At 63.7% G+C, this 25,129-nt stretch carries 28 protein-coding genes; 25 read left to right on the top strand and 3 right to left on the bottom strand.

The genetic code is table 11. The features are described 5' to 3' along the window. Positions 1–38: 38 nt before the first annotated feature. The 3 genes from KQ693_RS09265 to KQ693_RS09255 are packed head-to-tail and all read right to left on the bottom strand — an operon-like array spanning position 39 to position 2,657. The gene (locus KQ693_RS09265) at positions 39–1,448 is read right to left on the bottom strand and encodes a molybdopterin-dependent oxidoreductase (RefSeq protein WP_267261041.1); all 1,410 of its coding nucleotides are present in this window, start codon (positions 1,446–1,448) and stop codon (positions 39–41) included. Between the two features lie 28 nt (positions 1,449–1,476). Further along, the gene (locus KQ693_RS09260; protein WP_135255971.1) at positions 1,477–2,142 is read right to left on the bottom strand and encodes an anti-sigma factor; all 666 of its coding nucleotides are present in this window, start codon (positions 2,140–2,142) and stop codon (positions 1,477–1,479) included. Beyond that, the gene (locus KQ693_RS09255) at positions 2,139–2,657 is read right to left on the bottom strand and encodes a sigma-70 family RNA polymerase sigma factor (RefSeq protein ID WP_267261040.1); all 519 of its coding nucleotides are present in this window, start codon (positions 2,655–2,657) and stop codon (positions 2,139–2,141) included. Before KQ693_RS09255 ends, KQ693_RS09260 begins: the two co-directional genes overlap by 4 nt. Before the next feature lie 176 nt (positions 2,658–2,833). Between KQ693_RS09255 and KQ693_RS09250 the strand changes: the two genes are divergently transcribed. The 25 genes from KQ693_RS09250 to KQ693_RS09135 all read left to right on the top strand — a co-directional run bounded on the left by KQ693_RS09250 (position 2,834) and on the right by KQ693_RS09135 (position 25,128). After that, the gene (locus KQ693_RS09250) at positions 2,834–3,253 is read left to right on the top strand and encodes a YkvA family protein (protein WP_267261039.1); all 420 of its coding nucleotides are present in this window, start codon (positions 2,834–2,836) and stop codon (positions 3,251–3,253) included. A gap of 607 nt (positions 3,254–3,860) precedes the next feature. Continuing rightward, entirely contained in the window at positions 3,861–4,937 is a 1,077-nt protein-coding gene (urtA, locus tag KQ693_RS09245) for an urea ABC transporter substrate-binding protein (protein ID WP_267261038.1), read from the top strand. A gap of 3 nt (positions 4,938–4,940) precedes the next feature. Next, positions 4,941–5,849, top strand: coding sequence for an urea ABC transporter permease subunit UrtB (urtB, locus tag KQ693_RS09240; protein WP_219759184.1), 909 nt, complete (start codon positions 4,941–4,943; stop codon positions 5,847–5,849). Position 5,850: 1 nt separating this feature from the next. Continuing rightward, a complete protein-coding gene (gene urtC, locus KQ693_RS09235) occupies positions 5,851–6,894 on the top strand; it encodes an urea ABC transporter permease subunit UrtC (protein WP_267261037.1) in 1,044 nt (347 codons plus the stop codon). Then, positions 6,863–7,609: an ABC transporter ATP-binding protein gene (locus KQ693_RS09230; RefSeq protein ID WP_135255968.1), complete on the top strand. Its 747-nt coding sequence runs from the start codon at positions 6,863–6,865 to the stop codon at positions 7,607–7,609. Before urtC ends, KQ693_RS09230 begins: the two co-directional genes overlap by 32 nt. Beyond that, a complete protein-coding gene (urtE, locus tag KQ693_RS09225) occupies positions 7,602–8,309 on the top strand; it encodes an urea ABC transporter ATP-binding subunit UrtE (RefSeq protein ID WP_267261036.1) in 708 nt (235 codons plus the stop codon). The genes KQ693_RS09230 and urtE overlap by 8 nt, the downstream gene beginning before the upstream one ends. Positions 8,310–8,320: 11 nt before the next feature. After that, a complete protein-coding gene (gene ureA / locus KQ693_RS09220) occupies positions 8,321–8,623 on the top strand; it encodes an urease subunit gamma (protein ID WP_135255966.1) in 303 nt (100 codons plus the stop codon). Between the two features lie 122 nt (positions 8,624–8,745). Then, a complete protein-coding gene (locus tag KQ693_RS09215) occupies positions 8,746–9,375 on the top strand; it encodes a HupE/UreJ family protein (protein WP_135255965.1) in 630 nt (209 codons plus the stop codon). After that, entirely contained in the window at positions 9,372–9,728 is a 357-nt protein-coding gene (locus tag KQ693_RS09210) for an urease subunit beta (RefSeq protein WP_267261035.1), read from the top strand. The genes KQ693_RS09215 and KQ693_RS09210 overlap by 4 nt, the downstream gene beginning before the upstream one ends. After that, a complete protein-coding gene (ureC, locus tag KQ693_RS09205) occupies positions 9,725–11,431 on the top strand; it encodes an urease subunit alpha (RefSeq protein WP_267261034.1) in 1,707 nt (568 codons plus the stop codon). Before KQ693_RS09210 ends, ureC begins: the two co-directional genes overlap by 4 nt. Before the next feature lie 9 nt (positions 11,432–11,440). Next, a complete protein-coding gene (locus KQ693_RS09200; RefSeq protein ID WP_267261033.1) occupies positions 11,441–11,884 on the top strand; it encodes an urease accessory protein UreE in 444 nt (147 codons plus the stop codon). Positions 11,885–11,892: 8 nt separating this feature from the next. Next, the gene (locus KQ693_RS12995) at positions 11,893–12,549 is read left to right on the top strand and encodes an urease accessory protein UreF (protein ID WP_416376357.1); all 657 of its coding nucleotides are present in this window, start codon (positions 11,893–11,895) and stop codon (positions 12,547–12,549) included. 4 nt (positions 12,550–12,553) lie between these two features. After that, a complete protein-coding gene (ureG, locus tag KQ693_RS09195; RefSeq protein WP_267261032.1) occupies positions 12,554–13,171 on the top strand; it encodes an urease accessory protein UreG in 618 nt (205 codons plus the stop codon). Next, positions 13,122–14,057, top strand: a complete 936-nt coding sequence (locus tag KQ693_RS09190) for an urease accessory protein UreD (RefSeq protein WP_267261031.1) — start codon at positions 13,122–13,124, stop codon at positions 14,055–14,057. The genes ureG and KQ693_RS09190 overlap by 50 nt, the downstream gene beginning before the upstream one ends. 53 nt (positions 14,058–14,110) lie before the next feature. Next, the gene (locus KQ693_RS09185; RefSeq protein ID WP_267261030.1) at positions 14,111–15,136 is read left to right on the top strand and encodes an amino acid ABC transporter substrate-binding protein; all 1,026 of its coding nucleotides are present in this window, start codon (positions 14,111–14,113) and stop codon (positions 15,134–15,136) included. Positions 15,137–15,139: 3 nt separating this feature from the next. Next, positions 15,140–16,243: an amino acid ABC transporter permease gene (locus KQ693_RS09180; RefSeq protein ID WP_267261029.1), complete on the top strand. Its 1,104-nt coding sequence runs from the start codon at positions 15,140–15,142 to the stop codon at positions 16,241–16,243. Then, positions 16,240–17,202, top strand: a complete 963-nt coding sequence (locus KQ693_RS09175; RefSeq protein WP_267261028.1) for an amino acid ABC transporter permease — start codon at positions 16,240–16,242, stop codon at positions 17,200–17,202. Before KQ693_RS09180 ends, KQ693_RS09175 begins: the two co-directional genes overlap by 4 nt. 3 nt (positions 17,203–17,205) lie before the next feature. After that, entirely contained in the window at positions 17,206–17,940 is a 735-nt protein-coding gene (locus KQ693_RS09170) for an amino acid ABC transporter ATP-binding protein (RefSeq protein WP_323808494.1), read from the top strand. 494 nt (positions 17,941–18,434) lie between these two features. Then, positions 18,435–20,189 (top strand): alkaline phosphatase, encoded by a 1,755-nt coding sequence (locus KQ693_RS09165; protein WP_267261027.1) that lies wholly within the window; start codon positions 18,435–18,437, stop codon positions 20,187–20,189. Positions 20,190–20,216: 27 nt separating this feature from the next. Then, complete coding sequence (locus tag KQ693_RS09160; protein ID WP_267261026.1) at positions 20,217–20,684, top strand: hypothetical protein; 468 nt, start codon at positions 20,217–20,219, stop codon at positions 20,682–20,684. Further along, positions 20,684–21,322 (top strand): ABC transporter ATP-binding protein, encoded by a 639-nt coding sequence (locus tag KQ693_RS09155; RefSeq protein WP_267261025.1) that lies wholly within the window; start codon positions 20,684–20,686, stop codon positions 21,320–21,322. Before KQ693_RS09160 ends, KQ693_RS09155 begins: the two co-directional genes overlap by 1 nt. Before the next feature lie 20 nt (positions 21,323–21,342). Then, positions 21,343–22,542, top strand: a complete 1,200-nt coding sequence (locus KQ693_RS09150; RefSeq protein ID WP_267261024.1) for an ABC transporter permease — start codon at positions 21,343–21,345, stop codon at positions 22,540–22,542. Between the two features lie 106 nt (positions 22,543–22,648). Next, complete coding sequence (locus tag KQ693_RS09145; RefSeq protein WP_267261023.1) at positions 22,649–23,398, top strand: TIM barrel protein; 750 nt, start codon at positions 22,649–22,651, stop codon at positions 23,396–23,398. A gap of 13 nt (positions 23,399–23,411) precedes the next feature. Then, on the top strand, positions 23,412–24,320 hold the full coding sequence (locus KQ693_RS09140) for a carbohydrate ABC transporter permease (RefSeq protein ID WP_267261022.1): 909 nt from the start codon (positions 23,412–23,414) through the stop codon (positions 24,318–24,320). After that, positions 24,313–25,128 carry a carbohydrate ABC transporter permease gene (locus KQ693_RS09135; RefSeq protein ID WP_267261021.1) on the top strand — a complete coding sequence of 272 codons (816 nt, stop codon included), beginning with the start codon at positions 24,313–24,315 and terminating at the stop codon, positions 25,126–25,128. The genes KQ693_RS09140 and KQ693_RS09135 overlap by 8 nt, the downstream gene beginning before the upstream one ends. Position 25,129: the final 1 nt, after the last annotated feature.

Genomic DNA, 25,129 nt, shown 5'->3' with positions numbered 1-25,129 from the left:
GTATATCCCCTATTGGGGTCGCTTGGATTCCTGGCCCCCTACCTGACCCTCACCCGAACCGTGTGGTAGCCGCTCGCCCCCTCGGGCAAGGGTTCCCGGTCCACGGGATCCTGGACCCGTCCACCCACCTCCACCGCCCGCACCTTTAGGGTGTAGTTGCCCTGGAGGGGCCTCCAGGGCAAAGCCCATAGCTGCCAGGCAAACTGGCTGCGGGGTGGCTTGAGCTCGGCCCTTTGCCACGTAAGGCCCCCATCCGTGGAGATCTCTACCCGTTCCAGCGGACGCCCGCCCGCATAGGCCACCCCGGCGACAAGCACCTCTTCCCCTTCCTTCAGTTGCACGCCAGGTCTGGGGACGTCGATCCGGCTTAGGGTGCGGATCACTGCTTCCCGGCTCCAACCCCGCTGGGCCCAGTAGCCCACCTCTTCCCTCTCCAGCACCAGGATACGCGTAAGCCACTTGGGTTGTTTCATCCCATACCGGCCAGGCAGGATCAGGCGCGTCGGGTAGCCATGGCGGGGCTCAAGCTCCTCACCGTTGATGGCGTAGGCGATCAGGGCCTGAGCGGGAAGCTCCGCTAGGGGCAGGGATTCCCGGTACCCATCCGCAGCCTCAAAGACCAGCCATCTGGCCTGAGGCTTCATACCAGCCCTGTCCAGCAGGAACTTTAGGGGCACCCCCGTCCACCGGGCGCAACCGATGAGATCACCCCCAACTGGGTTGGAGATGCAGACCAGGGTGTTCCAAAGGTGGCTGGCAGGCAGGGCCTTTAGCTCCTCCAAGCCGAGCTTAAGGGGCTTTTCCACAAGTCCGCCCACCTCTAGGCTGTAGGGCCTCCCCTTAAGGTTGGGGTCGAAGATGGCGGGATTTTTGGACACGATGTAGAGTTTTCCCTGGGGCGTAACCTCCAGGGAGAGGCCGGGAACCCTGTCCCACGCGATCCTAGAGGGTGTAGCAGACTGGGCCTTGGCCCCTTGTCTCCCGTTCCTGGTAGCCAGCACGCCCAGCACCGCCAAGAGCTTTCGGCGGCTAACCCCTCCCCTGCCCCCTGCGGCTCTAAAGTGGGTTCGGCCTCGCTTCCTCCACCAAAAGAGCGCCAGCAGACCCGTGTAGATCAGTCCGGCAAGCCATCCGCTCAGCAGGAGGTAGAGCACCAGGGCGGTCGGGAGGGCCACAGGGCCCCGAGTCCGCCAAAGCCAGGTCAAGGCCATGTGCAGGAAAAGCCAGAGCCCCACCGTGCCGAAAAAGGCCAGGTTCTTGCCCAACTCCCCGTAGCCGAAGACCCTGTGAGCGAACTGGAACACGCTCGGGACCCCAAGCCAGAAGGTGATCCAGCCGTAGAGGTTGAGCAAGGGATGGCTCAGACCCCACCCCTGGTACAAACCCCAGCCGATGGCCGCCAGTCCTGCTCCCGTCAAGGCACCCCGGACCACGTCCTTCCCAACCATCTTCCGCCCTCCTCCCTCCCCCAAAAAGTTAAAGTTGAGCCCTCCCCACCGATGGGGTGGTGGGTGATGGGCTTCCACCTGGGGGTTCCACGGAAACGCCCAGCCAGCTGCCTTCCGGCAGAGGAACCCCAACCTCCAGCATCCGGCCCGGCGTGGTTCCCAGGCTCTTGCGTCCCTCCCCCTGGATCCACCACGCCTGATACACCCGGCCCGGAGGAGGCGGTTTCTTAAGGTAGAGCACCACTCCCCCGTCCGCAGTGCGCAAGGCCCATCCCGTCTGGTACCCTGCGGGATCCACCAGGGGCATAAGCCTTGCCCCGGGTTGGGAAGAAAGGGCCATGAAACGCCTCCAGGCCAGGATGTCTTGGTACTTGGGATACGCCCAAAGGGCTACCAGACCCAGAAGGGCTCCTCCTAAGACCAGCAGGAAGGCGCGGCGTTGCGCACGGAAACGGGAAGGCAACGATGGTGGAGCGGATGTCCTGAGGCATTCCTTGAGCTCCTGCTCCCATTCCACCGGTACAGGCAAGGGTTCCTGGGACTGGGCCAGGTGGGCGAGGGCCTCGAGGTGGCGCCGGTAGGTCTCGCGGCAAGAAGAGCACCGCCGGATATGAGCCATAAGGTTCTTCCGCTGAGCTTCGGGAAGGGTATCCAGGGCCAGGGCAATCAAGCTATCCGGGTCCGGATGGATCATCTCAACTCCACCTCCAGCTTTTTCAAGGCCCGCCGCAGGCGGCTTTTCACCGTGCCCAGGGGCCAGCCCAGGATCAGGGCCAGATCGCTGTGGCTGTAGCCGTAGAAGTAGGCCAGCTCCAAGAGCCTCCGCTCCTCGCCATCCAGAGCCTCCAGGGCCCTAGCCACCCGGATTCGGTCAAGGTGTTCCTCCGTGCCCACGCTCTCCACAGGAGCATCCCAGTCCTCGAGGGGAAGGGTATCCGGGCGCCGCTTCAGGGCCTTCAGGGCCAAGCGGTGAGCGATGGTGAGGATCCAGGTGCGGGGCGTTCCCAACTCGGGGTCAAAGTACTCGGCCTTGTGCCAGATGCGCAAGAACGTTTCCTGGACGACGTTTTTAGCCTCGTCTTTATCCCTAAGAATCCGCCTGGCCAAAGCATGCACATAAGACGCATGGCGGCGGTACAGGGCCAGCAGGGCCTCCTCGTTCCCCAGGGTCACCTGCCGGAGGAGCTCCGCGTCCTCGGTATCCCTCATCATCTAGGTATACCCCTTCTTTCAGTACCTTGGATGCCGTTCCCACCCTTTTCCGGACAGCGCCTTCCGCTAAATGCCACACCCCTTGCAGCCGGCAGGGGCTTAAGCGTCGCTAGGGTTGCCCCCCTTAGGACTCCAGCCTCACGGCTGGCAGGCGTAGCTTTATACTTCACCTCGTGCCCAGGTTCCTCGGAGAAGACCCGTGGGCGATACACCGCCTCATCAGTGGCTGGAAGACCAGGGCCAGGGCATTTAAACGGGAAGTCAGCGCTCTCTACTTGGCCCTTCACCATCCCCGGCTACCCTGGCATGCTCGTCTCCTGGCCTCTTTGGTGGTGGCTTACGCCCTGAGCCCCATCGACTTGATCCCTGACTTTGTGCCCATTCTAGGCCATCTCGACGACCTTGTGCTGATCCCTCTTGGAGTCGCCCTGCTACTCCACCTTATTCCCGAGGAAATCCTGCGAGAGGCCAGGGAGAAGTCCGAACGGTTAGATTCCCTTCCCCAAAGCCGGCTAGCAGCCACCGTGATTCTAGCCCTTTGGCTTGTCCTTACAGGTTATCTAACCTGGGTGGAGCTCCGTCACCTTCTGTGAATCCCTATTGGCATAGGCCTCCCATCTCCTGACGGGCAGGGATCTACGGGGCCCGGTGACCTTACCGGGTACAGTGAGGCTTTCGCGTGACTGCAAGGTTCTAGCCGGTGTCCCCCTGGGGTCCCGTCGCGATACATCCTGGCCTCCTTTCGGGAGCCGTGGCCGGTACGCGGGGGCGATCCCGCTCCTAATGAATAATCTAGCCTGGATTTCCTCCCTGGAACCCCGGCTCCTCGATTGATGCCTTGGGTACGTCCCCACCTTTCTTGGATGGAGGTGTAGGAAGGTTCGGATATGCAGATTGTTAGCCTAAGGGCGAACAGTCGTCCATTCCTACCACAACATGCAGCATGCTATTCCCGGAATTGCATACCTATCGTTAACGCTACTCGGTTCAATCGGCCATTCCTTAGTTGACATTCTGTGTCTGCACATTTATACTGCCTAGCCAAGGGTGGGCCCACCCGACCGCCATAGGAGGTGAACCATGTTGAGCAACCTCAGGAGGTCACGGCTATGGCTTGTCCTTACAGGACTTACGACCCTTCTGCATGCTTATGCACAGGAAACGGTTAGGGTGGGCGTCCTTCACTCCCTTTCCGGCACCATGGCCATTAGCGAGGTTACCGTGAAGAACGCCACGCTCCTGGCCATTGAGGAGATCAACGCCAAAGGCGGTGTTTTGGGACGCAAGGTTGCGCCGATCGTGGAGGACGGCGCCTCGGATCCTGCCGTTTTCGCCCAGAAGGCCCAAAAGCTCCTGCAACAGGACAAGGTGGCTACCGTTTTCGGAGGCTGGACTTCGGCAAGCCGTAAGGCCATGCTTCCGGTCTTTGAGCGGCTGGGAGGCCTCCTTTGGTATCCAGTTCAGTTCGAGGGCAACGAATGTTCCCCGAACATCATGTACACTGGCGCCCAGCCCAACCAACAGATCCTCCCCGCCCTGGAGTGGGCCTGGAGGAAGGGATACCGGCGCTACTTCCTAGTGGGGTCGGACTATGTCTTTCCGCGCACCGCCAACCTAATCCTGAAAAAGCACATCGAAAGCCGGAAGGGGGAGGTCGTGGGGGAAGAATACGTTCCCCTGGGCGGCACAGACTTCAGCAGCGTGGTAACCAAAATCAAGGCTTCGGGTGCGGACATCGTTCTGAACACCATTAACGGGGATTCCAACGTGGCTTTCTTCAAGCAGATGGCTGCCTCCGGCCTTCCGCCAGCGAAGCTTCCGGTCATGTCCTTCAGCATCGCAGAGCAAGAGGCCAAAGCCATAGGCCCCTCTCTTCTCGAGGGAAGCCTGGCCACGTGGAACTACTTCATGACCTTGGATTCACCGGCGAATAAGCGGTTTCTACAGGCCTACCAGGCCCGGTATGGCAAGGAGGCGGTGGTGACGGATCCCATGGTCCACGGGTACGTGGGGGTCTACCTGTGGAAGGCGGCGGTGGAAAAAGCCGGGTCCTTTGACGTCGACAAGGTCCGCAAGGCGGCTGTTTCCATGGGTTGGGTGGAAACCCCACTGGGGCGTGTGCGCCTGGATGTCAACCAGAGCCTCTACCAAACCGCCTACGTGGGAGAGCTACAGGACAACGGCCAGTTCAAGATTCTCTGGGCCTCCAAGGAACCCATTAAGCCGGAACCCTACGACCCGCTGGCCTTCCCAGGCAAGACCTGCAAGCTCCATTAGGAGGTGAACGACATCATGGGGGAGTGGGCGTTTTTTGCAAACCAAACCTTTAACGGGCTTAGCGTCGCCTCCATTCTAGCCCTGGTGGCGGTGGGTCTGGCCATGAGCTTTGGGCTCCAACGGGTCATCAATATGGCCCATGGGGAATGGCTGATGCTAGGGGGTTATATGGCCTACCTGGCGCACCAGGTCCTGCCCCTCCCCCTTTACCTCCTGGCCGCGTTACCCCTTGGCTTCGTTGTAGGAGCCCTTGCCGCCCTCCTGCTGGAGGTTGCCGTGATACGCCACCTGTATGGGCGGCCCCTGGAGACCCTCCTGGCCACCTGGGGTGTATCCCTCATCCTTCAACAAGCCGCACGGAACGCCTTCGGCCCTGTGGGGGTGGAGGTGGCCGCACCCACTTGGCTGGCTGGAACGATCCACCTAGGCGAGATAAGCCTCCCGTGGGTACGGCTCTTTGTCATCGGTCTGGCCGCGGCTGCCCTCATGGGCCTCGCCGCTTTCCTGCGCCACACCACCCTAGGCCTACAGCTAAGGGCCGTGAGTCAGAACCGGGAAATGGCTGCTTCCCTGGGCATCCACACCCGGGGGGTGGACGCCGTGGCCTTTGCCCTGGGAGGAGGACTGGCAGGACTGGCCGGGGCAGCGCTGGCCTTGATCGCCCCGGTAACCCCCACCGTGGGGCAAAGCTACATTGTGGATGCCTTCCTGGTGGTCATCCTCGGGGGTGTGGGCAGTCTGGGCGGCGCCGCCTTGGCTGCCCTCCTCCTGGGGTTAACCTCGGCCACCTTGCAAGGGCTGACCAGCGTGAGCTTGGCCAAGGTTATCCTCCTTTTCCTCGTGGTCCTCTTCCTACAGCTCAGGCCCCGGGGGCTCCTACCCTCGCGCACGCGGGCCCTCGAGGAGGTGTGACATGCAGAGAAGTCTTGTGGCCCTCCTGCTCATGGCGGTGGTACTTACCGTTTTACCCTTCCTGGTGACCCCTTACGACCTCTCCCTCATGGGCAGATTTCTGGCGGTGGGTTTGGTTGCTCTCGGCCTGGTTTGGGCCTGGGGGTACGCAGGGATCCTAAGCCTGGGCCAGGGCATTTTCTTCGGACTCGGAGGGTACGCCATCGCCATGCACCTGAAACTGAGTGCCCTCTCCCCTGGGGAGCTCCCTGACTTTATGGTCTGGAACGGCATCGAGGCCCTACCCTGGTGGTGGGCTCCCTTCAGGAATCCGGCCTTTGCCATGTCGATGGCTGTCCTGCTGCCTGCCGCCCTAGCCTTTACCCTGGGTATTCTCCTCTTCCGCCGACGGGTAACCGGGGTGTACTTCTCCCTGATCACCCAGGCCCTAGCCCTGGCCTTTTCCACGCTGCTGATAAGCCAGCAGGGTCTGACAGGAGGATTCAACGGCTTAACCAACTTCGCCTCCTTCCTCGGGCAGTCCTTCGCCGACCCCATTTTCCAGCGGGGCCTCTACTGGGCCACGGCCCTCCTGGTCCTGCTAGCTATAGGGAGCTCCCTAGCCCTCCGGTCCACCCACTTTGGCCTGGTACTTCGTGCCCTTCGGGAAGGAGAAAACCGCACCCGCTTCCTGGGTTACGACGTGGCCCTCTACAAGGCGGCGGCCTTTTCCCTGGCAGGCTTTCTAGCGGGTCTTGGGGGAGCCCTCTTCACCCTGCATGCGGGTGTGGTCTCCCCGGCCTTCGTGGGGGTCCAGCCCTCCATCGAATTCGTCATCTGGACGGTCTTGGGGGGTAAGGAGAGCTTCTTCGGAGCGGTGTTGGCCTCCTTGCTAGGAGGATTTGTACGGGATCGGGTAAGCAGCCTCTTCCCCGATCTTTGGCTCTACCTGGTGGGAGGGCTCTTCGTGTTGGTGGTCCTACTTCCGGCCCTCCGGTCCACCTACAGGAAAGGGGCAAAAGGGGTGGAAGGCCATGGAAGACTTCCTCAGGGTAGAAGGGCTTGAGGTAACCTACGAAGGCGGATTTAAAGCCCTGGACGGGGTGGACCTGAAGGTTACGAAGGGAGAGCTTAGGGTCCTCCTCGGTCCCAACGGTGCAGGAAAGACCACCCTTTTGGACGCCATAAGTGGAAGGGTGCGCCCATCCCGCGGACGCATCCTGTTCAGGGGAAAGGAAATCGGGGGAACCCCCGAACACGTCCTGGCCTGGAAGGGAGTGGGACGCAAGTTCCAGAACCCAGGAGTCCTCAACGGGCTTACGGTGTTGGAAAACCTCGTGGTGGCCACCCGCAGGCGAAAAGGGCTCCTCACATCCCTAGGACCAGGCCTTAGCGCCGAGGAATGGGAGGTATTGGAGAGCACCCTAGGGCTCGTGGGGCTACAGGATAAGCGGTACGTGAAGGCTGCCGCCCTCAGCCACGGGGAACGCCAGCGGCTCGAGCTGGCCATGGTGCTCTCCACCGGAGCGGAGCTCCTACTTCTGGACGAACCCACCGCTGGTCTGACCCGGAGCGAAACGGAGGCCGTCGCCGACCTTTTGAACCGCTTAAGGGGTGCAAAAACCGTGGTAGTGGTGGAGCACGACATGAACTTCGTGGGGAAACTCGCAGCAAGCGTTACGGTCCTGCATTTGGGCAAGGTGCTTCGGGAAGGAACCTTTGAGGAAGTGCGCCAGGATCCCGAAGTACGGGCAGTTTACCTGGGGAGGGCCTATGCTTGAAGTCCTGGACGTGGAGACAGGCTACGGCGATGGCCAGGTCCTCTGGGGCGTGAGCCTAGCTGTGGACCGGGCAGAGGCGGTAGCCCTCCTGGGGCGCAATGGGGTGGGGAAAACCACGCTTCTGAAAACCGTTCTCGGCCATCTTCCCCTGAAATCGGGCCGCGTGGTGTACAGGGGTCGGGACATCACCCGCTTAGCCCCCCACCACCGCGCACGGCTGGGTATAGGGTACGTGCCCCAAGGACGGGGTATCTTCCCCTTCCTCACGGTGGAGGAGAACCTTAAGACGGGTTTGGCAGCCCTAGCGGGCCGCCTTCATCCGCGGGCCCAGCGGATACCCGAGGCGGTATTCGAACTATTCCCCATCCTCTGGGAGCTGCGGGCTAAGAGGGCGGGTGCCCTCTCCGGAGGCCAGCAGCAGCAGCTGGCCATCGCCCGGGCCCTCGTGGGCCTTCCCGATCTGCTTCTGCTCGACGAACCCACGGAGGGCATCCAGCCCTCTGTGGTGGAGAAGATCCAGGAGGCTTTGTTCTGGATCCGTAGCGAGCTGCGCATCGCCCTCCTGGTTGTGGAGCAAAACCTGGACTTCGTTTGGGGCTTTGCCCAACGCTTCTACGTCATGGATCGGGGCCAAGTGGTCATGGGTGGCAAGGTCCGGGAGGCCAATCCGGAAACCGTGGCCCAGATGGTGAGCCTCTAGGAGGTGGGAAGATGCGCCTTACCCCACGGGAGATAGATAAGCTCCTGATTTTCCTGGCGGGAGAAGTGGCCCGCCGGCGCCGAGCCCGCGGCTTAAAGCTTAACTACCCCGAGGCGGTGGCCTTGATTACAGCCGAGATCCTGGAGGGAATAAGGGATGGAAAGAGCGTTGCCGAGCTAATGGAGCTTGGGACACAGGTCCTCACGCGCGACGAGGTGATGGAGGGGGTTGCGGAGATGATCCAGGAGATCCAGGTGGAGGGCACTTTTCCGGATGGCACCAAGCTGGTCACCATCCACAACCCCATCCGATAGGAGGCAGAGCAAGGAGGCCCGGGATGCAAGTGGAAAGACGGCTTCTGATTTTCGTAGTCTCTAGCAGGCCAGACCCGCTAGCCCACGCACAGGTAACCAAGCCTTTCCTGAGGAGGTAGCTCGTGGACGCTGGATCGTTCCTTTCCCTCTTAGCCGTGGGGGTGCTTTTAGGCCTGCGCCATGCCTTGGAACCCGACCACGTGGCAGCGGTGGTCAACCTGGTGACCCAGCAAAACAACCCCTGGAAAGCAGCAGGGGTCGGCGCCCTTTGGGGCCTGGGGCACCTCCTGACCCTGGCGGCGGTAGGGGGCGTGATCCTTGCCTTGCACCTGCCCCTACCCCGGGGAATCTCGGCAGCCATGGAGCTCATAGTGGCTCTGGCTCTAGCCTGGCTAGGCCTGGGAACCTTGAGAACCTGGAAGCGGAGCTCCTTTGTGGGTCGTTCTCCAAGAAGCCCCCTACTCTCCCCCACCTTCTGGGGGGTTATCCACGGCCTGTCCGGTTCGGCCGCTTTGGTTCTCCTGGCTTCCAGCCAAATGCCCAGCCCTCTTTGGGCCTTCCTCTATGTGCTCGTCTTCGGCGCAGGTGCCCTGTTGGGAATGTTCCTTATGAGCCTGGCCGTGGGGGCGCCCTTTGTGCTGGTGGCGGGACGGGTCCGGTACCTGCAACGCCTGGCCTCGGTAGGGGTTGCCCTCGGCAGTCTGGCTGTGGCCTCGGCCATCGTGTGGGACTTTTTACGGGGGGGAGCATGATCCCGGGAGAGTACATGTTGGAGGAGACACCCATAGAAATCAACTCAGGCCGCAGGGTTATCCGCATCCTGGTGGCCAACACGGGGGACCGGCCCGTCCAGGTAGGTTCCCATGCCCATTTCTTCGAGGTGAACCGGGCCCTTTGGTTCGATCGGGAGAAAGCCTACGGGTTCCGGCTCAACATCCCTGCTGGCACGGCGGTGTGGTTTGAACCTGGGGAAACGCGAGAAGTGGAGCTGGTCGAATTGGGAGGTAAGCGAACGGTTTTCGGCATGAATGCCCTGGTTACGGGATCGTTGGAGGAAAACCGAGGAGTGGCTCTAAGGAAAGCCCATGAGAGGGGGTTCCTATGAGGCTCCGGAGAGAAGACTATGCCAGGCTTTACGGCCCTACCAAGGGTGACCGCATAAGACTGGGGGATACCAACCTCCTGCTGGAAATCGAGGAGGACCGGACTGTTCCGGGGGAAGAGGTGGTCTTCGGCGGGGGCAAGGTGATTAGGGATGGGATGGGCCAGTCCCAGCTGAGCCGGGAGCAAGGAGCCCTGGATTTGGTGATCACCAACGTGATCGTCCTGGATTACTGGGGCGTGGTCAAAGCGGATGTGGGGATCAAGGATGGCCGCATCGTGGCCCTGGGTAAGGCGGGCAATCCCGATGTCCAGGAGGGCGTAACCCCCGGTCTAGTCATCGGTCCCGGCACCGAGGTGATATCCGGGGAAGGAAAGATCCTCACGGCCGGCGGAATCGACGCCCATATCCACTTCGTCTCCCCTCAACAGGCATGGGAAGCCCTTTACAGCGGCATCACCACGATGATCGGCGGGGGTACCGGTCCTGCGGAGGGGACCAAGGCCACCACCTGCACCCCAGGCCCCTGGAATCTCCACCGCATGCTGGAAGCCCTCGAGGGGCTACCCGTCAACTTCGGGCTCCTGGGTAAAGGCAACGCTTCCCTAGTAGGCGCACTGGAGGAACAGATCCTCGCCGGGGCCATCGGATTGAAGATCCACGAGGACTGGGGCGCCACACCCGCGGTCATCGACGCCGCATTGCGGGTTGCGGACCTCTACGACGTACAGGTGGCCATCCACACCGACACCTTGAACGAAAGCGGCTTTGTCGAAGACACCCTGAGGGCCATCGGCGGCCGCACCATCCACGCTTACCACTCCGAGGGGGCAGGCGGCGGGCATGCTCCGGACATCCTGAAGGTGGTAGGCCACGCCAACGTGCTTCCTTCCAGCACCAACCCCACCATGCCTTACACAGAGAACACCCTGGCGGAGCACCTGGACATGCTGATGGTCTGCCATCACCTCTCCCCCCGGATCCCCGAGGACGTGGCCTTTGCCGAGTCCCGCATACGGCCAGAAACCATGGCGGCCGAGGACGTCCTGCACGACATAGGCGCCATCAGCATGATGTCCAGCGATTCCCAGGCCATGGGGCGTGTGGGGGAAACCATCCTCCGCACCTGGCAAACAGCCCACAAGATGAAGGAGGAACGTGGGCCCTTGCCGGAGGACTCGGAGAGGAACGACAATTTCCGCATCCGGCGCTACCTGGCCAAGTACACCATCAACCCAGCGATCGCTCACGGGATCGCACAGTACGTGGGTTCTGTGGAACCCGGCAAGTACGCCGACCTCGTCCTCTGGGATCCCCGTTTTTTCGGGGTAAAACCCGATCTCGTCATTAAGGCGGGCTTTATTGTGGCCGCCCCTATGGGGGATCCCAACGCCTCCATCCCCACCCCGGAACCGGTTTACTACCGGCCCATGTTCGCCGCCTTTGGCCGGGCCTTGGAAGAGGTGGCCTTCACCTTCGTGTCCAGGGCCTCCTTGGAATCAGGGAACCTGCCGGCACGCCTGCGGCGCAGGCTCCTTCCCGTGGGGGGCGTCCGAAACCTTAGCAAAAGGGACATGCGATTAAACGACGTCCTTCCCTCCATCGAGGTGGATCCGGAAACCTACGAGGTGCGGGTGGACGGCCAACCCATTACCAGCCATCCGGCCGGGCGTCTACCCTTGGCCCAGCGCTACTTTCTCTTTTAGGAGGATGTCATGGAACCGATTCTAATCACAAGGCTACCCGATGCTGGCAACCGTGAGGAAGGCCTTGAAACCGTACCGATTCCCTTGACCGCAGCCGACCGCAGAAGGGTACGCCGCCTCCTGACCGCTCCGGACGGTCAGGCCTTCTACCTCGCCCTGCCGACGGGAACCGTGTTGCGCCCAGGCACCGTGCTCTGGGCTGGTGGGGGCAGAGCGTATATGGTAACGGCGGCGGAAGAGGATCTCCTCCGGGTCAGGCCGCGAACCCTTAGGGAGGCCGCCCAGGTAGGCCACCTCTTGGGCAACCTCCACAGGGACATAGTGGCGGAAGGAAGGTTTATCTACGCCCTCTGGGACGAAGGCCTTTACCATCGGCTTAGGCAAAAGGGCTTTGCGGTCGAGCGGGTCCAAGGGCCATTCGTGGGGAACGCCCCAGGGGAGCACGCCCACTAGGAGGAGGCATGGGGGGAACGCTCTCGCTCCTGCGCTTGCAGCAGATTCTTGACTCCCAGTTCCCCATCGGAGCTTTCGCCCACTCGTGGGGTCTGGAGGCCTACGCTCAAGGGGGAAACCTGTCCCAATGGGCCCTATATGACCTGCTCTATGCCAGCTTAACCCAAGGCAGCGTGGGCCTCGAGGGGGCGGCTTGCGCCCTGGCTCACTCTCTAGCAGAAAGTCCCGGAGGTCTATTGGAGCTTGCGCACCAGTTCGCAGCTTGGACACCCATAGCGGGCCCCAGGGAAACCAGCATGCGGCTAGGTGGACGACTCCTCCGCATTCTCAGCCGCCTCTACGGTTTGGCCTGGCCCTCTTCCGTTCCTCCCCACCAATCCCTGGTCACAGGCTGGGCCCTCGCCCGGTTGGGCTTGCCCCTCTCCCTCGCCTTGCCCCTATACCTGCAAAGCAGCCTGATGGCCTTATTGGCCGCAGCCATACGGAGCATGGCCCTTTCACCCGAAGCCGCCCAAGAAATCCTTACCCAGCTTCAGCCACACATCGCAACCAAGGCCATGGCTATCCTCAAAGACCCTGACGGCCACTTCCACACGGCCACACCGGGTTGGGATTTCTGGGCGGCGGTGCAACCCCATTTGGAAACCCGTCTCTTCTTGTCGTGAGGAGGTGAGATGCGTGCGACCGGTGAAGATTGGCGTCGCTGGCCCTGTGGGATCAGGAAAAACCGCCTTGATCGACCGTTTGTGCAAGGCCATGCGGGACCGTTACTCCCTGGCGGTCATCACCAATGACATCTACACGTACGAGGACGCGGAGTTCCTGGTGCGTTCAGGCGCCCTACCGCCCGAACGCATCAAAGGCGTCCAGACGGGTGGCTGCCCCCACACGGCCATCCGTGAGGACCCCTCCGTCAACCAGGAAGCGGTGGAGGAAATGCTGACCCGCTTCCCCGACCTGGACATTCTGTTCCTGGAATCCGGCGGGGACAACCTCGCCGCCGCCTTCAGCCCCGAGCTTGTGGATGTGTTCATCTATGTGATCGATGTGGCCGGGGGGGATAAGATCCCCCGCAAGGGGGGTCCCGGTATCGTGCGCAGTGACCTCTTGGTCATCAACAAAATCGACCTTGCCCCCTTCGTGGGGGCCGATCTCAGCGTGATGGCACGGGATGCCAAGAGGCAGCGGGGAGAGCGTCCCTTCGTTTTCGCCAACCTCCAAACGGGAAAGGGACTGGATGAAATCCTGGCTTGGATTCGCCGAGAGGTCCTTTTTGAAGAGGCCTGAGCCCAAGAGGGTCCACTCCCTAGAGATCCATCTGGTCTACCGTGGTGGAAGGACCCTGGTGCAACGGGCCCATTCCTCAGGAGCCCTCCGCATCCTCCGCCCCTTCGACCTAGGGGATAGGATCCTTCTTCAGCTCATCACCCTGGGCCCTGGCCTCCTGGACGGCGACCTTTTCCGCATCGAGGTGCACCTGGGGCCAGGAGCTAAGGCGCTTTTGGTGAACCAATCCGCAGGGAAGGTCCATCCAGGACTTACGCGTCAAGAGGTGGTGATCCAAGCCGCCCAGGAAAGCGAATTGGAGTTATACCCGGGGCTCTCCATCCTGTTCCCTCGAGCAGCCCTGGAACAACGAACAAGGGTCTGGCTGGAACCCGGTGCCCGCTTTGGCCTTTTGGAAACCTGGGCCTTGGGCCGGATGGCGAGAGGCGAGGCATGGGACTTCGTCTTCTTAGACACACGCACCGACGTGGACCAAGGCTCCATCCCCCTGTTCCGGGACGCCCTCCTGCTCAGTCCCCTCAACGCCAGCCAGCCTGGGTTCATGGAAGGACGCCCTTACCTGGCGAGCGGGTTCTGGACCTGGCCTGCCCCCGACCCGGGCATGGAACTTGGGGGAACCTGGGCACTGGCCTGGAGTTCCACCGCCCAGGGGCACCTGGTGCTTCGCGGCACAGCCAGCGAAGGCGCGGGCCTACTCGGGGCGCTCACGGACCGTCTCTACGGGTTCCGCCAGAGCTGGGGACTGGTGAGGGTGGACCTTGGCCGGTACTCCAGCGCTTGGGCGGGGTCGGAAGCTACCCCTATCTCGTTCCCGGATCAACCACAAACTTCCTGCGGCAAAACCGGGTGCGAACTCCCATCCCCGAGAGCCCCAAGCCCCCGTTGACAGGGCAAAACAGAGGGTGATATCTTGTCGCGGAACCAGAAGGAGGTTTTGGCATGAAGCGTTGGTTGGTTGGTTTGTTGGTCCTAGCTCTCCTGGCCATGGCCCCATCCTGGGCCCAGCAATCCCGCATGGATCTGGTCAAGTCCCGGGGAAAGCTCATCTGCGGCGTGAACGCCGTACTGCCCGGGTTCGGCTTCCTGGACCAGAAAACCGGCAAGTACACGGGCTTTGACGTGGAGTTTTGCCGGGCGGTGGCCGCCGCCATCTTCGGGGACCCGGACAAGGTGGATTACGTTCCCTTGGACGCCCGCGTCCGCTTCCAGGCGGTGCAGAACGGCGAGGTGGACGTGGCCTTCCGCAACACCACCGTCACCGCCAACCGGGACGGGGCCTTGGGGGTGGACTTCCTCCCCGTCACCTTCTACGACGGCCAGGGCGTCATGGTGCGCAAGGGCCGGGCCAACAGCCTGAGGGAGCTGGAAGGGGCCACCTTCTGTACCACCCAGGGCACCACCAACGAGAAGAACATCTCCGACTACATCCGGGCCAAGCGTTGGCGGAATACCAAGCTGCTCACCTTTGAGGACGGGGCCAAGGTGATGGCCGCTTTCCTCCAGGGCAGGTGCGACGCTTTTACCGCCGACAAGTCGCAGCTGGTGGGGTTCCGGGCCACGGCCCCCAACCCGGAGGAGCTGGTCATCCTTAAGGAAACCATCTCCAAGGAGCCCTTGGCGGGCTTCGTGCGCGAGAACGACTCCCGTTGGCGGGATGCCCTCACCTGGATCGTGTACGCCACCATCCAGGCGGAGGAGTACGGCATCACCAGCAAGAACCTGGATAGCTTCTTGAAATCCGACGTGCCCGAGATCCGGCGGTTCCTGGGCCTCGAGGGGACCTTGGGCCAGGACCTCGGCCTCCCTAAGGACTTCACCGTGCGGGTGATCCGGGCCGTGGGGAACTACGGGGAGATCTACGACCGGTTCTTCGGTGCCAAGAGCCCCTTCCACATACCCCGCACCGGCACCCTGAACGCCCTGCAGCGCTTTGGCGGCCTCATGTACAGCCCTCCCTTCCGCTAAGGCATGCCTCGCCTAAGGGACCTGGTCCTCCAGGCGCTGGTCCTCGGGCTGGTGGCCTGGGGGCTGGCTTATCTGGTGGGGACGGCCAAGGCCCGCATGGCCGCCCAGGGCATCCCCTTCAGCTTCGCCTTCCTCTCCCAGGAGGCGGGCTTCTCCCTCTCCGAGGGGGTCACCTGGTCGCAGGGGGAGGGCCTTAGGCCCTACTACCCCTCGGACACCTACTGGCAGGCCCTGCTGGCGGGCTTTTTCAACACCCTTAGGGTAACGGTTCTGGGGCTTGTGGCCGCAAGCCTCCTGGGCCTCCTGGTGGCCATGGGCCGCTTATCCGGCAACCCTTTGGCTCGGGGGCTGGCCTTCGGCTACGTGGAGCTGGTGCGCAACACCCCGCTTCTCCTCCAGCTTTTCGTGTGGTACTTCGGCGTTCTCCTCAAGCTTCCCCCTTGGGAGAAGGGGCTGGCCCTTGGGGGGGCCTATCTCTCCCAGCGGGGCTTGGTTCTGCCTGAAGTTACCCTGGCCCCCGGGGCCCTTGGGCTCCTCGGGGCGGTCCTCTTGGGGTATGCCCTGCGCAAGGCCGGGAGGTGGGCATGGATCGGGCCCCTCCTGGCCCTTGTTGCGGCCTGGCTGGTTCTGGGGCCGCCCATCCGGCTCCTTCCGGTGGAGGTGGGGCCCTTCGGCCCCAGGGGTGGGACCTCCCTGACCCCGGAGTTCGCCGCCCTCCTCTTTGGCCTCACGGTCTACACCTCGGCCTTCATCGCCGAGGTGATCCGCGGGGCCATCCTGGCGGTGCCTAGGGGGCAGTGGGAGGCGGGTTTAAGCCTGGGGCTTTCCCCGAGGGATACCTTCTTCCTCGTGATCCTCCCCCAGGCGGTGCGCATCGCCGTTCCCCCCCTGGCCAACCAGTACCTGAACCTGGCCAAGAACACCTCCCTGGGGGTAGGGGTGGGGTACCCCGACCTCTTCTCCGTCTACTCCACGGTGGCCAACCAGTCCGGGAGGAGCCTCGAGGCCATCCTCCTGGTCATGGGGGTGTACCTGAGCCTGAGCCTGGGCATTAGCGCCCTGGTCAACGCCTACAACCGCCGCGTGGCCCTGAAGTGGAAGCTATGAGGCTCATCCGCGCCCTTTTCGGTTCCCCCGGCAACGCCCTCCTCACCCTTTTCCTGCTGGCTCTCCTGTACGCCTTGGGCAAGGCCCTCCTCCTTTGGGCCCTGGGGGCCCAGTGGTGGGTGGTGACGGAAAACCTCCGCTACTTCTTCGTGGGCCAGCTACCTACAGAACTCACCTGGAGGGCCTGGGTTACCCTGCTGGCCGGGCTCGTTGCCCTGGTGGGATGGCTGGGAAGGCTGGGGATCCTGCCCCTGCCCAAGGCGGGCTGGGTGCTGGTGGTAGGGATAGGAGCGGGAATTCTGGCCCTGCCCCTCCCCGTAACCCTCTGGAGCGGGCTTTTCCTCTCCCTCCTCCTCTCCCTTAGCGCCATGGCCCTGGCCTTCCCCTTGGGGGTGGCCCTGGCCTTTGCCCGGCAAAGCCGGCTCGTGGGGCTCCGGCTCCTGGCCATCGCCTACATCGAGGCCGTGAGGGGGGTGCCCCTGGTTTCCCTTCTCTTCCTGGCCTTCGTGACCCTTCCCCTCTTCCTTCCCGAGGGCTTCCGGCTTCCCCAGGTGGTCCGGGCCCTTTTGGCCTTTACCCTCTTCGCCGCCGCCTACCTGGCGGAAAACGTGCGGGGCGGTCTGCAAGCGGTGCCCAAGGGGCAGTGGGAGGCGGCCTATAGCCTGGGCTTGAGCCCCTTCCAGGCGGCCCTTTACGTGGTCCTGCCCCAGGCTCTTAGGGCGGTGGTCCCCGCCCTGGTGGGCCAGTTCATCTCCCTCTTCAAGGACACCTCCCTGGTGGCCCTCATCGGCATCCTGGACCTCATGGGGGTGGCCAGGGCGGTGCTGGCCAATCCGAGAAACGTGGGTCTGGAGCGGGAGGTTTACCTCTTTTTGGCGGTGGTCTACCTGGTGGTATCGGGCGCCTTCTCCTACGTGGGAAGGCTGGTGGAACGGCGCATGGGACTCGGCGTGAGGTAGAGGATGGACCCCATCATCCGCATCCACAACCTGCACAAGTGGTTTGGTACCCTGCACGTGCTCAAGGGGATCCATTTGGAGGTGGCCCCTGGGGAGAAGCTGGTGATCATCGGTCCCTCGGGCTCTGGGAAGAGCACCCTGATCCGCTGCATCAACCGCCTGGAGGACTTCCAGGAGGGGGAGGTGGTGGTGGACGGCCACAACGTGAAGGAGGAGCGGGCCCTCAAGGAGGTGCGGCGGGAGGTGGGGATGGTTTTCCAGCAGTTCAACCTCTTCCCCCACATGACGGTGCTGGAGAACATCGCCCTGGCCCCCATGCGGGTGCGGGGCTGGACCCGGGAGCGGGCGGAGCGGAAGGCCTTGGAGCTTTTGGAGCGGGTGGGGATCCTGGACCAGGCGAGGAAGTACCCGGGGCAGTTATCCGGGGGCCAGCAGCAGCGGGTGGCCATAGCCCGGGCCTTGGCCATGGAGCCCAAGGTGATGCTGTTTGACGAGCCCACCAGTGCGTTGGACCCGGAGATGGTGGGGGAGGTGTTGGACGTGATGCGGGACCTGGCCCGAGGGGGTATGACCATGCTGGTGGTAACCCACGAGATGGGGTTTGCCCGGGAGGTGGCGGACCGGGTGATCTTCATGGACGGGGGTCAGATTGTGGAGGAGGGGAGGCCGGAGGAGATCTTTTCCTCCCCCAGGGAGGAGAGGACCCGGGCCTTCCTGCAACGGGTCTTGCACCACTAGAAGGAATGGATGGGCAGAGACGTTTGGAAACGGAACGTTTTCACGGCCTCGAGGTTCAGCGCCAGGGGGAAACGGTTCACCTGAAGAGGGTTTCCGGGCACTCACATGTTCACGCTAACTCTTCCTCAAGGGAACACGCGTGCTCAAGACCCGCTTTCCCCCTGGAAAGCACCGTGAGCTGGATCGCCCCCTGGTGGGAAAGAACACCTCGTTATTCGGGCCGCCACCACGCATCACACTAGACCAAGTCCTTGGGGAACGCGTTCTCCAGATACCCAAGCCCAGAGGAACCCGGTATGCAGCCTCTCACCGATATGGGAAAACATGCCCATGTCCGCTCAACGGCCCCTACCGGTTCCAAGCCCTAGGGGGTTTCCACTTCCTCCGGGGAACCCTGACCCCAAAGGGACTCAGCAGGACACGCCACTTGACACGTTGAAGCACTGACATTCCCATGACCTACTCCCCTTAGGGTGCAAAGGGGAGGTAAGGCTATGAGAAAAACCTTCCGGGTTCTATTGGGACTGGCCTTAGCCTTGGGTTCGGCGTGGGCAGCTAAGCTGGCCGTTTTCCCCTACGACGGGGCGGCCCTGCTGGCTGGCCAACGCTTCGACCTCCGGGTGGAGGCCTCGGAGTTAAACGGTGCGCTAAAGGATTACCACATCACCCTGGATGGGGTACCGCTAACGGGCTTGGAACAGACCTCCCAGGCAACGGGAACGGCCGAGTGGACCCTCCGTGGCCTCTCCTTGCGTCCAGGCAGCCACACCCTCGAGGTGAAGGTCAAGGACGAAGCCGGCGAAACCCAAAGGATCGTGCGTTGGGAGGCAAGGCAGTACCCCCGTCCTCTCCGTCCAGCCAAGAACGTCATCCTCTTTATCGGCGACGGGATGGGCTGGAACACCCTTAACGCCGCCCGCATCATCGCCAAAGGGTACAACCCGGAAAACGGGATGCCTAAGGGATTCCTCGAGATCGAAACCGGCTATGGCGGCATGGCCACGGTGGTGACCAGCAGCCTCGACAGCTTCATTGTCGATTCCGCAAACTCCGCTTCCTCCATCATGTCGGGGCTTAAGCTGCCGGTTAACGCCCTCAACGCCGGCCCGGCCAACCTCAAGGACACCCTGGCCCACCCCCGGGTGGAAACCCTGGCCGAGATGATGAAGCGGGTGCGCGGGGCCAGCCTCGGCGTGGTCACCACCACCTTCGGTACGGACGCCACCCCGGCTGCGGTCAACGCCCACACCCGCCGGCGTAGCGATTACCAGGCCATCGCCGACCAGTACTTCGGGCGCGGGGGGTTCGGCATTCCCCTGGACGTCATGCTCTTCGGGGGTTCCCGCGACTTCATTCCCAAAAGCGCACCGGGCTCCCGCCGCAAGGACGATACCGACTGGATCAGCGAGGCCCAAAAGATGGGCTATACCTTCGTCAGCACCCGCACCGAGCTCCTGGCCGCCAAACCCCAGGGGAAGCTCTTTGGCCTCTTCCACCTGGACAACTTCCCCAGCTATCTGGACCGGGCGGTTTGGAAGCGGCCTGAGATGCTGGGTAGCTTCACCGACATGCCCTACCTGTGGGAAATGACCCAGAAGGCAGTGGAAACCCTCTCCCAAAACCCCAACGGGTTCTTCCTGCTGGTGGAAGCGGGAATGGTGGACAAGTACGAACACCCCCTGGACTGGCAACGGGCCCTGTGGGATGTGCTGGAGCTGGACCGGGCAGTGGCCTGGGCCAAGCAGTACGCTGCCGAGCACCCCGACACCCTGGTCATCGTGACCGCCGACCACGGGCACTCCATCTCCGTCTTCGGCGGCTACGACTACTCCAAGCAGGGTCGCGAGGGTGTCGGGGTCTATCAAAACGCGAAGTTCCCCACCTACGGTGATGGGAAGGACGCCAACGGGTTCCCCCTGCCCGAAACCAGCTGGGGTATTGCGGTGGGCTTTGCCGCCACCCCTGACTACTGCGAAACCTTCCGGGGCCGGGAAGTGTACAAGGACCCCACCATTTCCGACGGCAAGGGCGGTTACGTAGCCAACCCGGAGGTGTGCAAGGAACCCGGCGCCTACCTTCGCACCGGCAACCTCCCCGTCAACTCCAGCCAGGGGGTGCACACCGCCGATCCACTCCCCCTCTTTGCCTTCGGCGCCGGATCCCAGCTCTTCAACGGCCTGATTGACCAAACGGAGATCTTCTTCCGCATGGCCCAGGCCCTGGGTCTCAACCCCTACCTGGGCCGCTAGCCCGTTTTCTAAGGAGGGTCGTACCCCATGAGCCTTCCCCGCCCGACCTCAAACCCCTTGCCCTGGAATCCCGCGATCTGGGTCCTCTTGCTGGGGTTTTGGTTGGGCGGGGGAGGGCTCGCCCAGGTCACCCTGGACTTTGCCGACCTTTACAGCCAGGTGACCGTAAGGGGAATCGAGTTTTCACCCCGGTTGAAAGCCCTTAACGGTCAGCGGGTGAGCATGACGGGCTGGATGGCCCCACCCCTCAAACCCAAGCTGGACTTCTTTGTTCTGACCAAGGTCCCCCTGGCCACCTGCCCCTTCTGCTCCACGGCCGCCGACTGGCCCCCGGATATCGTGCTGGTGATCATGCCTAAAGGTCAGGAGGCCAAGCCCACCACCCGCCGCATCCGGGTAACGGGGCGCCTGGATATCGGGGTTAAGGAGGATCCCCAGACCGGCTTCGTGAGCCTGGTGCGGATCTACGCGGACCGGGTGGAGGAGGTGCCCTGATGGGGGAGGTGCGCCTCAAGGGGGTGGTGGTGCGCTACGGGGAGGAGGTGGCCCTGACGTTGCCGGACCTGGAGCTGGCCGCCGGGGAACAGGTGGTCCTGCTGGGTCCCTCCGGGAGCGGGAAAACCACCCTTTTACACCTCCTCGCTGGCCTGTTGGTGCCCAGCGAGGGAGAGGTCTGGGTTGCCGGGATGAACCTGGCTGCCTTGAACGAATCCCAGCGGGATGCCTATCGGAGAGGAAAGGTGGGCTATCTCTTCCAGGACTTTTACCTGGCCGAAGGCTATACCGTGCTGGAGAACGTGCTCCTGGGGCTGGGCCTTGCGGGCATAAGGGGGAGGGCGGCGGAAAACCGTGCCAAGGAGGTCCTTAAGACCCTGGGTCTGGAACACCGTCTGGGGCACACTCCCAAACGCCTTTCCACTGGGGAGCGGCAACGGGTGGCCCTGGCCCGGGTGGTGGCCCACCGGCCAAGCCTCCTCCTGGCCGATGAGCCCACGGCCCACCTGGATCGTTCCAGGGCAAAGGTGGCCCTGGAGCTCTTGATCCACACGGCCATCGGCCTTAAGGCCACCCTGGTGCTGGCCACCCACGACCCGTGGGTGGTGGGGCATTTCCCCCGCCAGGTGGAGCTTTAGTCTCCCGCTTGGAGGCTTCCATGACCCTGTGGATCGTCGTCAGAAACCTAAGGGTGAGGGCTTTTTCCACTTTCCTCACCCTTGTCGGGATAGCCCTGGCCACGGCCATGGCCTTGGTGGTTCCCCTGGTGCTCCAGTCCCTGGAAAGAGGGGCGGCCAATGCCGCCCAGGTCTTCGACCTCCTCATCGCCGCCAAAGGTAGCTCTACCCAGGCCGTGCTTTCGAGCCTGTATCTCCTGCAGCCCCCCATCGCCAACCTGCCCTACGCCACCTACGAGCGACTGGCCCGTGACCCCAGAGCAAGGCGGGTGGTCCCCCTGGCCTTTGGGGACAGCTATCGAGGCCTTCCCCTCATAGGGACCAGTACCCAGGTCTTTAAGCTCAGGCTTACGCCCACGGATCCCCCGTATTTCCGCCTGAAGCAGGGGCGGCCCTTCCTCCACACGTACGAGGCGGTGCTGGGGGCTAGGGCCGCACGGGAAACGGGCCTGAAGGTGGGCGCCGAGTTTCTGAGCGACCACGGGTTTTTCGCCAGCCAAGCGGAGGCTGCCAGCGCCCTTGCCCACCACCAGGAGGAAAAGTACCGGGTGGTGGGGATCCTCGAGCCCACGGGAGGCCCCTGGGACCGGGCCATCCTGGTGCCCATAGAGGCCTACTGGGAGGTCCACGGGGAAGGAGAGGGGAAGTGGGAAGTTACCGCCGTGCTCTTCACAGGCCGGCGCCTCTCCGATGTGTACCAGGTGGCCCAGGAGGTTAACCGGAGCCCGGAAGCCCAGGCGGTCCTGCCCGGCCAGGTCTTTGCCCAGGTGAGGGAGGCGATGCTCCAGGGGCAGTCCGCCTACGGGGCCTTGTCCCTCCTGGTGCTCTTTCTGGCCGCCCTCCTCATCTGGCAAGGAATCTATGCCCAGGGCCTCGAGCGCCGCCGCCACAATGCCCTCCTGCGGGCCCTGGGGGCACCGCGGGGGCTGGTGTTTTCGGTGTTGCTCTGGGAGACGACCCTCGAGGTGGGGCTCGGGATCCTTCTCGGCGTCCTCTTGGGCTGGGGGCTCGCCGCCGCCGGCTCCGGGGCCTTGGGGGAGCGGCTTGGCTTCTACCTCCCCCCTCCGCAACTTAGCCTGGACCTCCTGGCCCGGGCCTTCGCCCTACTGCCCCTGGGCATACTGGCGGCCCTGCCCCCTGCGTTTCAGGCCATGCGGGAAAGCCCCCTCGAGTACCTCTAGGGAGGAGGATGTCCCTCTCGCTGGCAAACTCCTTGATGGGCCGCCCGTGACCCATATGGAAAGGGATGCTGACCGCGCTCTGACCCAAGGGGCTTACGGTGAACCCATGGACCTGCGCATCGCCATGGGCTTAGAGGAAGCGCTAAGGTTTTCGGCGCCCGAGGATCCCTGGCTGGGCCTCGAGGTTTACCTGGACCCCGCCCTCCTGGAGGAGGACGCCCTCTTCGCCAAACTGGCCACCGACTACGAGGGGATTCTCTCCGTTCACCTCCCCTTCTGGAACCTGGACCTGGTCTCCCCGGACCCGGAGGTGCGCAACCTCACCCTCAGGCGGCTTCTCCTGGGCTTGGACCGGGCGGCGGAGCTCGGGGCGGACCGGGCGGTCTTCCACTCGGGCATCCCCCACGGCCGCACCCTGGAGGAGGCCCTGGACCGAGCGGACCGGCTCATCCAGGCCCTGAAGCCGGTGGTGCGGCGGGCCGGGACCTTGGGGGTGGAGCTGGTCCTGGAGAACACCCACGAGCCGGAGCCCAGGGCCCTGGCACCCATCCTGGAGGCCTACCCCGAGGTGGGATTTTGCTTCGACGCCGCCCATGCCCGGGTTTTCAGCCGGGTGCCGGAACCGGGACCCTGGCTGGCCTTGGAGCCCGACCACCTGCACCTGAACGACACGGACGGCCTCTACGACCGGCACTGGAACCTGGGAACCGGGGTCCTCGGCCACCGGACCTGGCTTGGTCCCTACCTGGACCGCACCCTGGTCCTGGAGGTGCGGGTTGACCCGGCTCCCTCCGTCGCCTTCCTGAGAAGCCTGCGGGAAAGCCTCCCTGACCGAACCCTGACCGGAGGGGCCTAGCCTTATCCCGGACATGGACGCCACCCTCAGCCGGGCCCAGCGCCTCCGAAGACACCTGAGGGGCCAGGGGGAGGCTTCGATCTTCCTGTTGCCCGCCTACGCCCTTTTCCTCCTCTTCCTGGTCCTGCCCCTCCTCGAGGCCCTTTGGCTTTCCCTTCACCAGGAGGATCTCTTCGGCCGTGGACGGGTCTGGACCGGGCTTGCCAACTACCAGGAGGCCCTAAGCCGCCCGGAGTTCTGGAAAAGCGCCTGGCTCACCCTGAAGTTCGCCCTGATCACCGCGCCCCTGGAGCTCCTTCTGGGGCTCCTGGCGGCCCTCCTGGTCTACCGGCCCTACCCGGGGGTGGCCCTCTTCCGCACCCTCTTCTTCCTCACCACGGCGGTGCCCACCGCGGTGGCGGCGGTGGCCTGGGGTTGGTTCCTGCATCCCGTGGGGGGCCTTGCCAACCGCCTCCTGGCCTCCTTGGGCCTGCCGCCTCAGCCCTGGCTCACCAGCCCGGAGCTGGCCCTGCCCACCCTGGCGGTGATCACCGCCTGGGCCGGGGTGGGGTTCACCGCGGTCCTCCTCACCGCAGGCCTGCAGAACATCCCTGCGGAGATCCTGGAGGCGGCGGAGGTGGACGGGGCAGGCCCCTGGACCCGCTTCTGGCGGATCACCCTGCCCCTCCTCTCCCCCACCCTCTTCCTGGTGGGCCTCCTGGTGGTGTTGAAGAGCCTCACCGCCTTTGGCCAGATCCACCTCCTCACCCGCGGGGGGCCGGCGGAAAGCTCCATGGTCTGGATCTACCGCGTGTACCAGGATGCCTTCTTCAACTTCCGGGTGCCCCTGGCCGCCGCCGAGGCCTTGTTGCTCTTCCTGGTGCTTTTGCTCCTGGCGGCCTTGCAGTTTTGGCTTCTCGGTCGGAGGGTGCACTATGGGTAGGCGGCGAAGGCTCTGGCCCACCTACCTCCTGGCCGGGGGGTATGCCCTTCTCCTTCTCCTCCCCCTCCTCACCCTCCTCTCCGCAAGCCTCCGCCCGGAGAGGGACCTCTACGCCCCGGGCCTCCTCCCCCCGCGGCCCAGCCTCGAGGCCTACCAGGAGGCCCTCACCAAGTTCCCCCTGGGGCGGTTCCTATTGAATAGCCTCCTGGTGTCCAGCCTCATCACCCTGGGCGTACTCACCACCAGCCTCCTGGCCACCTACGCCCTCGCCCGGCTCCGCTTCCTTGGAAGGGAGGCCCTCTTCGGGTTGGCGGTGGCCCTCCTTCTGGTGCCTGGGGAGGTCACCTTCCTGCCCCTTTACCTCCTGGTGGACCGCCTGGGCTGGCTGGACTCCTATCTGGCCCTCACGGTTCCCTTCCTGGCAAGCCCCCTGGGGGTTTTTCTCCTCAGGCAGTTCCTGCGCACCATCCCTGAGGACTACTTCGATGCCGCCCGGATCGACGGGGCCAACCACTGGCAGATGCTCCGCCACGTGGCCCTGCCCCTTTCGGCCCCCGCCCTGGGGGCCCTGGCGGCCCTCACCTTCATCGGGGCCTGGAACATGTACCTCTGGCCCCTGGTGGTGACCAAAAGCCGGGAGATGCAAACGGCCCAGATCGCCGTGAACTTCATCCTCAACGAGGAAGTAGCCCGCTGGAACGTGGTGGCCGCTGCGGCGATCCTGGTGCTCCTCCCCAGCCTTTTGGCCTTCCTGCTCGCCCAGCGGGCCTTTGTCCGAGGCATCGCCATGGGCGGGCTGAAGGGATAGG

The organism is Thermus brevis (assembly GCF_026427635.1).
Classification (GTDB): domain Bacteria; phylum Deinococcota; class Deinococci; order Deinococcales; family Thermaceae; genus Thermus; species Thermus antranikianii.
This window is presented reverse-complemented; position numbering and strand designations above follow the sequence as displayed.